This window comes from Paenibacillus sp. FSL K6-0276, assembly GCF_037977235.1.
In the GTDB taxonomy this organism is placed as follows: Bacteria; Bacillota; Bacilli; order Paenibacillales; family Paenibacillaceae; genus Paenibacillus_AQ.
The window spans coordinates 5,881,409-5,894,402 of sequence record NZ_CP150276.1 but is presented as its reverse complement, the minus strand read 5'-3'; the positions used below and the strand labels follow the sequence as shown (position 1 = coordinate 5,894,402).

14 protein-coding genes and 1 pseudogene are annotated in these 12,994 nt (G+C 44.1%); 13 read left to right on the top strand and 2 right to left on the bottom strand.

What is annotated here, in order from left to right:
• Positions 1 to 12 precede the first annotated feature (12 nt).
• Positions 13 to 1,281: an SLC13 family permease gene (locus MHH52_RS27785; RefSeq protein ID WP_340005640.1), complete on the bottom strand. Its 1,269-nt coding sequence runs from the start codon at positions 1,279 to 1,281 to the stop codon at positions 13 to 15.
• Between the two features lie 161 nt (positions 1,282 to 1,442).
• Positions 1,443 to 2,609 carry a sugar diacid recognition domain-containing protein gene (locus MHH52_RS27780; protein WP_340005638.1) on the bottom strand — a complete coding sequence of 389 codons (1,167 nt, stop codon included), beginning with the start codon at positions 2,607 to 2,609 and terminating at the stop codon, positions 1,443 to 1,445.
• A 150-nt stretch (positions 2,610 to 2,759) separates the two neighbouring features.
• Between MHH52_RS27780 and MHH52_RS27775 the strand changes: the two are divergent.
• From MHH52_RS27775 to MHH52_RS27715, 13 genes and pseudogenes are all read left to right on the top strand, one after another.
• A pseudogene (locus MHH52_RS27775) lies at positions 2,760 to 2,942 on the top strand (helix-turn-helix domain-containing protein); the annotation flags it as partial.
• An 87-nt stretch (positions 2,943 to 3,029) separates the two neighbouring features.
• Complete coding sequence (locus MHH52_RS27770) at positions 3,030 to 3,182, top strand: hypothetical protein (protein ID WP_340005636.1); 153 nt, start codon at positions 3,030 to 3,032, stop codon at positions 3,180 to 3,182.
• Positions 3,179 to 3,445 (top strand): MFS transporter, encoded by a 267-nt coding sequence (locus tag MHH52_RS27765; protein ID WP_340005634.1) that lies wholly within the window; start codon positions 3,179 to 3,181, stop codon positions 3,443 to 3,445. The genes MHH52_RS27770 and MHH52_RS27765 overlap by 4 nt, the downstream gene beginning before the upstream one ends.
• A gap of 24 nt (positions 3,446 to 3,469) precedes the next feature.
• Complete coding sequence (locus MHH52_RS27760) at positions 3,470 to 3,952, top strand: hypothetical protein (RefSeq protein WP_340005632.1); 483 nt, start codon at positions 3,470 to 3,472, stop codon at positions 3,950 to 3,952.
• Between the two features lie 132 nt (positions 3,953 to 4,084).
• Positions 4,085 to 4,300: a hypothetical protein gene (locus MHH52_RS27755; RefSeq protein WP_340009853.1), complete on the top strand. Its 216-nt coding sequence runs from the start codon at positions 4,085 to 4,087 to the stop codon at positions 4,298 to 4,300.
• 27 nt (positions 4,301 to 4,327) lie between these two features.
• Positions 4,328 to 5,014 carry a hypothetical protein gene (locus tag MHH52_RS27750; RefSeq protein WP_340005630.1) on the top strand — a complete coding sequence of 229 codons (687 nt, stop codon included), beginning with the start codon at positions 4,328 to 4,330 and terminating at the stop codon, positions 5,012 to 5,014.
• Complete coding sequence (locus tag MHH52_RS27745; protein ID WP_340005628.1) at positions 5,011 to 6,213, top strand: glutathionylspermidine synthase family protein; 1,203 nt, start codon at positions 5,011 to 5,013, stop codon at positions 6,211 to 6,213. Before MHH52_RS27750 ends, MHH52_RS27745 begins: the two co-directional genes overlap by 4 nt.
• Positions 6,214 to 6,252: 39 nt before the next feature.
• A complete protein-coding gene (locus tag MHH52_RS27740) occupies positions 6,253 to 6,846 on the top strand; it encodes a signal peptide protein (RefSeq protein ID WP_313638729.1) in 594 nt (197 codons plus the stop codon).
• Positions 6,843 to 7,235 carry a DUF350 domain-containing protein gene (locus MHH52_RS27735; protein ID WP_340005627.1) on the top strand — a complete coding sequence of 131 codons (393 nt, stop codon included), beginning with the start codon at positions 6,843 to 6,845 and terminating at the stop codon, positions 7,233 to 7,235. The genes MHH52_RS27740 and MHH52_RS27735 overlap by 4 nt, the downstream gene beginning before the upstream one ends.
• 185 nt (positions 7,236 to 7,420) lie before the next feature.
• Positions 7,421 to 8,434 carry an ion channel gene (locus MHH52_RS27730; RefSeq protein ID WP_340005625.1) on the top strand — a complete coding sequence of 338 codons (1,014 nt, stop codon included), beginning with the start codon at positions 7,421 to 7,423 and terminating at the stop codon, positions 8,432 to 8,434.
• Between the two features lie 247 nt (positions 8,435 to 8,681).
• Positions 8,682 to 9,839: a glycosyl hydrolase family 8 gene (locus MHH52_RS27725; protein WP_340005623.1), complete on the top strand. Its 1,158-nt coding sequence runs from the start codon at positions 8,682 to 8,684 to the stop codon at positions 9,837 to 9,839.
• A 31-nt stretch (positions 9,840 to 9,870) separates the two neighbouring features.
• Positions 9,871 to 11,427 carry a hypothetical protein gene (locus MHH52_RS27720; protein WP_290775218.1) on the top strand — a complete coding sequence of 519 codons (1,557 nt, stop codon included), beginning with the start codon at positions 9,871 to 9,873 and terminating at the stop codon, positions 11,425 to 11,427.
• Complete coding sequence (locus tag MHH52_RS27715; RefSeq protein WP_340005619.1) at positions 11,424 to 12,980, top strand: hypothetical protein; 1,557 nt, start codon at positions 11,424 to 11,426, stop codon at positions 12,978 to 12,980. The genes MHH52_RS27720 and MHH52_RS27715 overlap by 4 nt, the downstream gene beginning before the upstream one ends.
• Positions 12,981 to 12,994: the final 14 nt, after the last annotated feature.

Here is a 12,994-nt window from a genome sequence, read left to right as displayed (position 1 = left end):
CTTCGATATTCGTTATACGAACCATTGGAATACACCAAATACTAATGTCGAAACGATCGCTAGTGTTAGACCAACCACAGTTTCATAAGGAATCAATTTCAGACGTTCTTTCATCTGCATGTTCACACTACCACCTGTTGCGTGGAAGAAGCTACCGTGAGGCATGTGGTCTAATACAGTCGCACCAGAGTGAATCATTGCCCCCGCTCCTAGCGAAGCTACGCCAAGTCCCATAATGGTGGAGCCGAACACAGAGCTCGCTACGGCTGTACCTGCTGTTGTCGATGCTGTTGCAAGAGACATTAACGCACCACTGATTGGAGCAAGCAAGTATGCCGGTAGGCCAGATGCCGTAAGGCCATCGATAATAACATCCTTCAATTGCGAATTTGCAATGATACCAGCTAGTGTACCTGTCCCGATTAACATGACGGCTACACCAGTCATTTTACCAAGACCAAATACAGCGAACTCATTTAACTTCTTAAATCTTCCCATTGCAATGGCACCTATGATACCTCCAACTGGAAGTGCGATAACTGGATCGACTACGATGCCTGCAATTGGACGAAGGGATAACAAGATAATTGCTACAAGTGGAGCTAGAATGGCTGCAAAGAAGCTTGGAAGCTGCTCATTCGGATTATTCGTTACCTCAGAAGCTGCTACTTTACTACCTTTATTGTTTAAACGCTTTGCGATGAAGTACGTTACGATAATCCCGAACGCAGCTGGGATTATACCTGCTGCCATCAACGAAGTTAATGGAATGTGAAATGCATCTGATGCTGCAATCGCATTCGGGTTTGGTGACATGATGTTACCGGCTTTACCGCCACCGATCATAGCGATCAGGATTGCCAATTTCGATAGATTCGCACGTTGTGCAATAGCTAATGCAATGGGTGCTACAGTAATAACAGCTACATCCACGAATACGCCGACCGCTGTAAGAACCATTGTTGCTAATGCTAATGCGAGTAATGCTCGTGTCTCGCCGACCTTCTGAACCAGCGTCTCTGCAATCTTTTTCGCAGCGCCTGATTCAATCAATACACCTGCTAACACACCTGCTGCCAAGATACGAAGCACGGCAGGAATCATCCCTTTGGCACCATCCATCATCAGTGTAATGGTATCAACCATACTCACGCCGCCGATTAAACCACCTACTAACGCACCAATCATCATGCCGTAGGCTGGCGGTACTTTTTTCAATATTAGAACGATTGCCACAACCAATGCCGCTAAAGCACCTAAAACGCTTACACTCACTGTCATGAGTTATTCCTCCCCAGTTTTACATAGAATCGTATATGTCGAATATGTGGTTTGAGCTTATACATATACTTTAGCGATATTTTGGAAGCGTTTCATTAGGCAAAGAAATAAACATTTCGCACCGATTGATGTCTTTTTTTGTGCATATGAACATAATCGTCCTATTTATCACGACACGTGCCAGAATGTTCCAACAAATATAACCAACGCGCACTCATGAGTAGGAACAGCTCCTGATAATTTCTTGGATCTTTCCCTGTGAGCTCGGTTATACGCTGGAGTCGGTAACGTAACGTATTCCGATGAATACGCAGTCGTTCAGCTATATGCTGTTGCTCCCCATTTTCGATGTAAAATAGTTCTAATGTCTGCTGAAGCTCGCCACTACGATCCTCCTCCATAAAATGCGCCCATAGCTGCAGCAACTCCTCTGACATCCAATTATGCACACTCGGAACGGCCATCGTCTCCAGTTGCAGATCCGTTGCATAATAAACCGGCTCATCCGGATATATTGCATAGCCTGCACGCATCGTATCCTCTGCGGATTGAATGGACTTCATCATCCCTTGAATCCCTGTAAAAGGTTTGCCTACCGCGATACGTAGTGGAGAAATCTCCTTTACATCTAACCAACGTCTTATCTGGTGAATTCCTTCACATATATCCGTATGTGGCTTCCGCTCGTGGAGATGCTCCTTGATCAGAACAACTTGTCTGGCATTACGAATGGTAATCAATTGAACAGCCGGGCGTCCTTCCAATACATCAGCTACCCGCTTCATTGTCGTCATTAGCTCATCTTCATTACGATCAATTAATTCAATGATGCATGCGATATGAGGCTTATCCACCTGAAAATGAATCTGCTGTGCTTGATGTCGCAATGTCTGCACATTCCCCTCATCGCCATTCATCACCGCGAGTAGGAAATTCTCTTTCATTCGCTTGTCCCATTGGGCCTGCTCTAACAGCTTCATATGCTCAAGATACATCTCCGCCGTCATCTTCACCAATTCACCATACTTCGTCACTTCCTTAGGATCACCTGTAATCCCAATAACACCAACAATCTCATCCTCAAACTCAATAACAAGGTTCGTCCCAGGCAATACCCCCTGCAATCTAGCGGCGCTCTCCTGATCAATCTCGAATCTACCACGACGCTCGATCGCGAGTAATGCACCCTCATGTGATTGCCCTAATCGCTTACCATCTCCAGATCCAATAATTCGTCCTCGCTTGTCCATAACATTGACGTTGTACCCAATCACATGCATCGTACGTCGAACAATTTCCATCGCAATTTCTTTTGTCAAACCCCTCATGGCTACTACCTCCTATTTAAAAAGTCACTATGCGAACCCTTGTAAACACTCTTTCCCTAGTTCATGCGCGTTATAATATATCTTTACTTTCCCATGTACAAGTCAATCAATTCCCCCTAAGACCTTATCATTAGCACAAGACGGGTCTGATTGGAAACACTGCAAGTATTTATTGCGGAGAATGGAGATCATAATCGAACGTTACAAAAGTTGAATATTCACCGAAACACACTGAATTATCGGCTTAATCGCATTCATACGTTGACGGGTAAAAATCCACGCAACTATATGGAGCTGTTCGAACTGGTGTGTGGGTTGATGTGGCGCAAATAATCCTCCTATTCTAATTGCCAACCTCTTTTTATAGGCATAAAATTAGTTGAGCATGTATAGATAAATTAGGACAGGGATGGAGTAGCAATGAATGAGAAAGTAGTAATGAATGATAAAATAGTCATGTCATTATGGACGGTGTGCCTCTTTATTGTAGTGATGAACACAACGATGTTTAATGTATCGCTGCCAACCATTATTCAGGATCTCCAAATTTCTGCTGACCTAGGCTATAGGTGATTTCCAGCTATTCGATTGGATATGCATTATCGACGGTTATTTATAGCCGGTTATCCGACTTAGTGCCGATTCGCAAGCTTTTGACCATTGGCTTAATTACACTTGGGACAGCATCAGTGTTTGGATTGTTCGCACATGACTTTAATATGCTATTGCTCACGAGAATTGTGCAATCTGCGGGTGCTGGATCTATGGCTGGATTGGGGCTTGTACTCGCCAGTCGCTATGTTCCGATTGAAAGACGCGGCGCGCTATTGCAATGATCTCGGCGGGTAGTGCAATGGCCTTTGGTTTGGGTCCTATTTGTCGGAGGCGTCATCAGCCAGTACTTTGGCTGGAACGGATTGTTCGGAATTACTTGCCTGGTGCTTATCGTGCTGCCGGTAGCCGTAACTACCCAGTCGCTTGTATGGCTAGCGGTGGGGATAGTGTCTATTATCGTGCATGCCTTACATCTAAAGACGGCCAAGGAATCATTCATTAATCCGCAGCTGCTTACCATGCCGGGTTACCTGAAACTGGTTGCCGTAGGCTTTTGTATTCTGGTGCTGAACTTAGGGAACTTGTTCCTGATGCCGCTTGCGCTCGCTAATCTGTTCGATAAATCAGCGCTGATGATTGGTTTGTATATCGCACCGGGAGCACTATTATCTGCATTTCTGACCCGTTATGTGGGACGTTTTATTGATTGGACATTGTATACTTGCAGCCGTTATGGCTATGTTTGCTCTGAATCTTTCTGTATCACCTCGTTAGCTTGTGCTCGTTAGGAATTCTGCTCTTATATAGACGTTCTCATTCCAAGAGTAATACTAGGCAATCTATTCCTGCCTAGAACTGAAACGAAAAGGTGATAAAGACGTATCAGATGCTATAGCAGAACTAAGGAAGGAATGGTAATAATGGACAATGGGATGAAAGTAATCTTATTTGAAAAAATGCCGGAAGGCGGGCTGCGAGTCATTGAGGAACGCACGTGGAGCATGAATATGATCGCAGCGCTAGAGAATGTCAATTATATTGTGGTTGGCAGTGTTGAATATGAAACGGTTGAAGGACGGCTGAATGTAGATGAAGGCAAGCTGGAGCTTCTGCTTGTTCCGATGCACAACGAATGATTGAGATAAGGGAAGGAGAACCTTACGATGTCTAAAGATGAAAAGGATAAGGAATTAGCTGTATCCAAATTATTCACCTCTGATGGAAAGCCCATTCGAGTATTATCTACTTCGCTAGGTATAGCTTTGTTAGCGAATGCTATGTTTATTCCTGGCGGCGCAGGGGCTAGCGCAAATACTTCTGGAGACGAACCGCAGCTGGTATCCTGGTCTACCGAAGAGGTTAAAGCCTATTTTGACAAAAATGTGGATTGGAATATTCCATATCCGGAAGGTGCGCAAGAGGTAGAACAAGGAGGCCAAGGTGTTGTAACCAATAATGGAACGACTGTAGTGAATAACTATGGTGGATACCATTCAGGCTTTGGTTGGGATGATTTGCTTCTGTATCACATGTTGTTTAACAGTGGTGGCAATTACTCTTCTAGAGGATGGTCCAAGGAGCGTCCAACTTATTATGGAGGCACGAGAACAACTTATAAACCGCCTACTTATAACAGCGAGAAGTTCCAGAATAAGAAGGTCCCCGGTTCAGTAGTGAAACCTAAAACTTCGACGTCCTCCACCGGTTCCATCACGAGAAGAGGTTCTTCTTCAAAGACTGGAATCGGTGGCACTTCCAGCGGCTTAAATTCTTCGAAGAACTCTAAATCTGGCTCAGGTTCGAAGTCCTCTTCGAGATCAGGCTCAAGCAAGAGTGGTTTTGGCGGATGAGTGATCAGCAGAGTGTATTTGAAATTCTAGATCAGTCTGAGCTTGAAAGAGGTCCGCGGGTTAAAGCGTTGTATGAGCTTGGGTTCACTTGGGCGGATCTTGAGGATGAAGAGTATTGGTTGGATGCAATTGCTGTAATGCGCAGGGACACTTATAAGGAGCTTGAAGAAGCCTCATCAAAGCTCTGGGCCATCCTCGATAAAGCGGTTCGCTATGTACATCTAAAGCGCGATTTGTATGAACTGCTTGGAATTCCCCCTGTACTTTGGGAGATGCTTGATGGGTGCCCTATGCCAGAAGAAGGATTCATTAGTCGGTATGCCAGATTCGACTTTGCCATAGCCCATGATGGGACGATTAAGCTGCTCGAACTGAATGCGGACACCCCAACAGGTTATGTGGAAGCTTCGATAGCTACACCGTGGATCTGTGAGCAAGCTGGTGTGCAGAGTCCAAATCAAGGGATGAAGGAACAAGTTGCGGCAGCTTGGCAGGTAGAACGTCCGGATACCGCAGCTTGTGTCGCTTATGGATCTCATCTTGAAGATTCAGGTACGATTGAAGCATTAGTGAAGCACAGTGGTCTCGATATCCAGTGTGTGGATTGTCTTGATCTGTGGGTCGACAACGGAATTCTCAAGGATGGGGAGGACCGTGTGATTGAGCGGATGTTCGCCTTATATCCTAAAGAGTGGATGGCTGTTGATGAAGGCGGCGATGCCCTCGCCTATGCGGTAGAGCAAGGAAATCTTCAGCTCTTTAACGGCCCTCACAGTATATTGCTCCAGTCCAAGGGACTGGTCGCAGCAGTGTGGGGAATGTATGAGCTGGGCCTGCTATTCGATAAGGAAGAGAGAGAGACGATCTCGCGCTATATTTTGCCTACTTATAATAAGCCTGTATTCTCAGGGAACTTTGTGTCCAAATCTGTTTTTGGTCGTGAAGGGGGTTCGGTGCGCATGTTTGATGATAGTGGTGCGTTAGAGCTTGAAGATGAAGACGGTTATGACAGTAGTCAGCTCTTCCCCTCTGTGTATCAAAAAAGAGCCGATTTAGCACGGATAACGACTTCAGAGGGTGAATTTCATTTACTGACAGGTATGTTCGTGATTAACGGGAAGCCTTGTGGTATGCTCGGCCGAGCGGGCGGATTGATTACAGGCAATGCCAGTCATTTTATTGCGTTGGGAGTGAGATAATTGGATAAGAGCAAGAAAGCCCGAATCGGAGCCTTATGTATGATGCTTCTGACGGTACTGTTGCTTAGCGCATGTTCCAGTAATCAGGGCAGTGTATTTGATACAGGAACAGCTGAAACATCAGATAGTGTAGCACGGGTACCGTGGGACTACCGGGTGGTAGAGAGTACCGTAGGGGATTTAATTGGGAGTGACATGACGGTTTTGCCGGACAATGAACTGCTACCGAATGATGGGAATTATGCTACTGGCGATAAAATTTGGACGCTTCAGTTCATGGACGCCGAGCTAATTACGGATGCCGATCAGAAGAACGAAGTTCGTCTGTCTTCATGGAGCACTATTAAGTCTTATGCAGATGAAAAAACAGCGGCAGAGGATCTTACCAATCTTAAAGTGTCGGTAACCACTGATGTTGATCTTGTTGGGGTATATAAGACTAAATATAAGGATAAGACAAGAAACTTTGCGGTGCTTGAGCTCCCTTCAGGTAATCGGATTAAGCAGCCGATTGATGATGAACGCTATACAGCGCTAGAGAAACAGAAAACCGCTTCCGTAGTCCTTGAGGAAGTACATGATTTTGCCGACTATGATTCGGCGTATGCGAAATTTCGGGGGTGGGCGAAGTGATGATTGTGGTTAATTTGGTTGTGAGTGTATTTGTGATTATTCTTTTGCAAGTATTAGGCATGGTAATCTTTGGCTTGATGACTCCGTTTAAAGATATGGAGGAGCTGAAGAAGGGCAATGTGGCTGTAGCTTTGGCGTTAGGCGGTAAGTTTCTGGCAACGGCTATTATTATTGGGGTAGCAGCGTATACGAATACTTCAATTTTGCACATGATCATTTGGTTTGCGGTGGGTTATGTGTGCCTGATAGCAGCTTACTGGATTTTTGAATTGGTGACCCCAACCTTTAAGATTTCAGAGCATCTGGAGAAGGGGAATGTAGCTGTAGGTACTATGCTTTGCTTGGTATTTATTGGAACCGCATTTGCGATTAGCAGTCTGATTGTTTAGTACGAATTTGCAATAGGACAACACAAAGGTTGCCCCGATCCATCCATCGAGCGGCAGCCTTATTGAAAATATAAGAAAGTATAAGTTTTACGTTATACATTATCCTTATATTTCTCGCATAAACGCTTACCGTCCTTAAAGGACGCCGAAGGCGTTTTAGCTTGATGTGAAGAAGGGGTGGGCAGATGCATCTGTTGCTGAGAATTTCCACCAAGATGATGCGGTTACGCAAACGATCGATAGGGCTAATTATTCTAATCTTTATAGTTCTTAGTGCGTCGATTGCTTACCTGATTGAGCCGGGTACATTTCATAGCTGGTTTAATGCTTTTTACTGGGTTATGACAACGATGGCGACAGTAGGGTATGGAGATTACTTTGCAGAGACCGTAGTTGGAAAACTGTTTACCATGTTTCTATACATCTTTGGTATCGGTCTCCTCAGCTTGGTCATTGGTAAGGTCATCGACTCCATTGCGGAGGTGCAGAGAAGGAGAGGAGCGGGGACGTTGAGCTTTCGGGGGAAGGATCATGTACTTTTAATAAATTGGAGTAAGAAAGCACAAGCTGCCGTAGATGAGGTTCTATGCTATTCGCCGAAATGCCACATTGTCATTATTGATGAGACAGGAAGTCATCCTTTGGAACATATGGATCAAGTTCACTTCATAAGTGGCGATGCCTCCAGTGATGAGATTCTACTCAAGGCTAACATCCATGAAGCAAGAGCAGCCATTGTGTTCGGCGACACACGGATTGATGAAGCGTCGCTAGTCGACGGTAAATCCTTATTAATTGCCTCCAGTATCGAGCGAATTGCGCCACAAGTACATACGACCGTAGAAATAATGCAAGAGAAGAATATTCAGAATTTCAGGCATGTCCGAGTAAACGAGTTCGTTCTCTCGCATGATGCCATCTCCAGACTGGCTGTTCGATCCGCTCTGCAAGAGGGGAATTCTGAAGTAATAACGCAGCTGCTGAGCCGTAAATATGGTGATGATATTTATGAGATTCCAGTGAATACCGCATGGAAGACATATGGAGATGCGTTTCAGAACTTGCTTCTGCAAGGCGCGACCTTGTTGTCGGATCGTAGTGATCTTAGCATCAATCGAAAGCTGGATCAGGCTATTCCTAAGGATGCTAGATTGTATGTTGTTTCCGATGTAGAGACGTATCGTAAGATTAAGGGTTAGGCCAGAAATAGATGGAATAGGCGGATTTTCGGGAGCTGAGGTTTCGATCATTTAGCGACGATGTTAAGTAAGAAGCGACAAATAGAAAAAAGTAAAGTTTTTCAAAAAAAGCCTTATCTGTTGCCGAATGGGGTGCCAGATAAGGCCTTTTGCATATGAAGGGGTATAGAAGGTTTGAGTATATGATGTATATTACCGTTATAGATAATACTAGGTAGCATAAGGAAATGCTAAGGGAAGTGATCATTTGAGAAAAATAATCGCTGCTGCACTGTCGGTTCTAGTAGGTGTCACGGGTCTAACGGCTTGCGAAAATACGGCAGCACCAATATCAACACCAACATCGACTCCACCTGCTACTATTCATACGGAGTTACCCGATCGCGAAGATTCAGATCATAATACTACGGTAACCCAGACGCAGGAATTAGATGACTTAGAGCAATTCATTACCTCGAAACTCACAGGTGAGTACGGTGTATATACTAATTTACTTGAAACGGATCAATCGGCGGAAGCAGCGAGTGGACATGAGGTTCTAAGTGAATCGGCATCTCTCAGTATGCTGGCAGCTGTACGTAGCGGCCAACAAGAACGATTTGCAGAAGAATGGAAACTGGCTAAGCAAACCTTTGATATGAACAGCGGTTTCAGCTACCGTTATAGTCTTAAACAGCAGAAGTTATATCCACTGAATGCTGCCGTTGATGATTTGCGTATGATTCGGGCGCTTTATGAGGCGGGGGATAAGTTTGGGGATGAACGGTATACAGCTGAAGCAGATAAATATGGCGAAAGATTTTATAAATACAATGTAAAAAATGGGAATGTGTATGATTTTTATGATGAAAATTACAAAATAACCAACTCGTTCGTCACTTTGTGTTATATTAATTTGGGCACTTTGCTAAAATTGTCGATTCCTAGCCAAATTAGTATCAATTTATCGAATCATTTGAAGAATATACTAGAAGATGGATATTTATCGGATGAATTTCCTTTTTATGAGACACGGTTTAATTATGAGACCGGCAATTATAGTTCGGAGAATATTAATACAGTAGAGTCGCTTCTATCCATTCTAGCCTTAGCAGAGGTAGATCAGCAGAAATCCACCAGCATTGATTTTATCAAGCAGCAGGTCGAAGCTGGAACGTTGTATGGGCAATATTCGAGAGAAGGTAAGCCGCTGAACGATATCCGGTCCACAGCCATTTATGCCATTACGGCTATGATTGGCGCAGAAATCGGGGATGAATCTCTCTACCATAAAAGCATCGAAAGAATGAACGAGTTCAGAGTGACAGATGTGGGTAGCCCACTGTACGGAGGGTTCGGCGATGTGGCAAGCGGCCAAGCCTATTCTTTTGACAACCTGATGGCATTACTGGCCTATGTCTATTAACTTAAACTTAACGTATTGAAGGTGAACCTGCATGATGAACAACACGGTGAAACCATCTCTAAGGCAAGGGATAACACTTGCTAACTTATCGTTGCCGTTGTCCCCAGCTTTTATCACTGCTTTTGGAGTGCTGCTTATAACCGTCATCGCCCTGTTCACAGCCCCGTATGTCGGAATGGCGGATAATGGTGACTTTTTTCGTAGCATTTATAGTAACGGACTCTATTTCAATCTGCCGGATTATGACAGTCAGTACTTTGGTTATTTTGTGAAGCAATATGGAATCTTTCAATATTTTAATGAGAATGGCGCAATGTTATTTTCCTCTCAGTCATTATTTATCAAGCTGGCTATAGGTCTTAACAAGTTGTTCTTCAGTAGTGAGGTATTCGACATCCGCTTTCAAGCGGCGATTTATACGATTCTATATGTAATCGCAATTTACTTATTAATAGAGGCTATTACATGGAGGATGTCCCGAAAACAGGGATTCATCATTGCAGGTATTGCTATTTTTATATTCGGAGATACCGGGTACACGGCTTATTTCAACTCCTTTTACGGCGAGAGCGTTGTGATGATCATGATGATTTTCATGTTCGCTTCGTGGCTGATGTTATATCGAAAAAGATACAATGACTACGCGATGCTGGCCGTATTCGTGATTAGCACGCTGATCCTGACTACTTCCAAGCAGCAGAATGCTCCAGTGGGTATGATCATTGCTGTTCTGGGATGTTCACTTCTCTGGATTCGTAGAGATAAAATTTTTCGCATCCTGACGATGGCTTCTCTTGCTCTGATGTTGTTCGCAGGTGTGTTCACGTATTTGAATATCTCAAATGAGTTTGTGAATATTAACCAGTTCCATGCCATGACCCGAGGGGTGCTGAAGGAATCACCTGATCCAGAGGCTGCTTTAAAAGCGTTAGGTATGGATGAGCAATACGCCATTCTGAAGAACAGTATCCATTATGAAAAGTACGTGACTATAGACGTAAATTCACCACTTCTCGAAGAGAATTTCTACAGTCGTTATGGATTTGTATCCATACTTAAATATTATTTAACGAATCCAGACCAGCTTAACTCGATTCTTAATGTAGCTGCTCAAAGTGCATTCTCGATCAAACCAGCGGCTATGGGGAATTACGAGCAATCCGTTGGTAAGGAATTCCGAGCACAGAGTCACTTTTTCACCGGATATAGTCAACTGAAACTAACGCTGGCACCGCGAACATTTGGTTTCATCTTCCTCTGGATGGTGCTTGTTATCGGTCTCTATATGCCCTCCTTTGTGAATTCGATCAAGTTACGAGATTTCAGGGGTATGCAACGAATGGTATTGATTGTCGCTTCGATAGGCATCGGTCTTTCAGGTATTTTTGTATCGATTATCGGTGCAGGCGATGCCGACATTTCCAAGCATGAGTTCTTATTTACATTATCCTTTGATTTGGTGACCTTTCTGACCCTATCCAGTGTGATTGGGCGTAGAGTTTCTAAAAACAGTAATCAGGTTAAGCAGGTTAGCAAGAGCACCCTATCTAGACCTTATACAAAGCCTCAAAAGGATGTGAGTGTTTGAGCATCAGAGGAGTCTTAAACGGTATATTGCTGCTGACGTTGACCCTAACAGCCCTTCTGTTTCACGTCACGCCTGTTCAATCTGCAGCTTCGCCACAGCAGGTTCTACTGCTCTATGACAGCCTCGCTAAGGGGACAGCGAAGGAAGGCAACGTGACTGAACTCCAGCGACTGTTGGCGGCCTATTCCATGAAGGTCACACTTAGGAGTCTGGATCAATATGAGCAAGGGATGCTGAATAATTACTCTAAAGTGATTATGGTCCGTAACGCAGCGGATATTTTGATTACTAATAAATTCTATGTAGAGGATTGGGAGCATTATCAGGGACAGTATTTGCATATTGGATACAGCCCTCCAGCCTCGCTGAAAAAGAAACTACAGTTAACCACCGATGTGATATATGACGGGAATGCAGATCTCCAGATCGGGCAGTTCTCGGAAATTCCACTTCAGGTACAGGATATGCTCTATATTTCAGGAAGTCAGGGGACAGAGTCCCTTGGAAAGCTGACCTTCCAGGAATATGGTCTGCAAGCACCCTATTCTGTGAGTAAAGGTAATGTTGCATATGTTCCATATTTTGAACAAGGGAATGTCAGTGCACTGACGATGGCGTATGTTCTGAAGGACTGGCTTCATATCAATGCAACGCCGAAAGTGTATCTTGCGATCAAAGAGATTTATCCCTTCTCTGATCTGGGACTGCTGGTAGATACTGCGGAGCGGCTGTATCAAGTGGGGATTCCTTTTCTCGCAAGTGTACGGCCGGTGTTCAGCAATACCGATTATCCGGCAATGCAACGTTATTTGGTAGCCCTCAAAAAGGTGCAATCGAATAATGGCAGCATTCTGGTCAATGCCCCTATTGCAATGCATTCAACGAGTACTAGTAATATGGATCATTCACTCCAGCGGAAGATGAACGATTTCATTAATCTACTGGTGCATAACAAGATTGGGCCGCTTGGAATCGGGGCACAAATGCACTGGACGTATGACAAGGAATACTCGGAGGCGGGGATGGGCTTTTTCGATTCCGTGATACTGTATCCGGATGAAAAGGTTGATTATATGGAGCAGAGCGACACCTCCAAGTCCTTTCCATCCTCTTTATATAGTGTTCCGATTGATTTTTTGCAGGATCTGCATACATCCAATAATGTGATGCCAGAACTGACGATGGATACGGTAATCACTGTTGATATGCCTAAGGATAAGGAAGAGCTTGAGGAAATGCTGAAGACGTTGGAACAATGCTGGGTTTCTTTTGCGGATTATAAACAAGAAAGGCATCAGGTTGTTACAGACGTCAATACGATCACTTCATCAGAAGGGGTGATTTCTATGAATGGGCAACCCCTGAGTCTGAACTATACGCCAGAAACAGTGAATAGCGATTATCGATATACAGAAGAGCAGAAGAAGAGCTTTACGACGCTTTTTAATATACAGAATCAATTCTTTATTGTTGCCATTATAATCTCTCTACTGCTATTTGGCGGATTAATGATTATCGGATACCGACTATATAGAAAAAAGTATTTGAAATGAGACAACTAATCGTG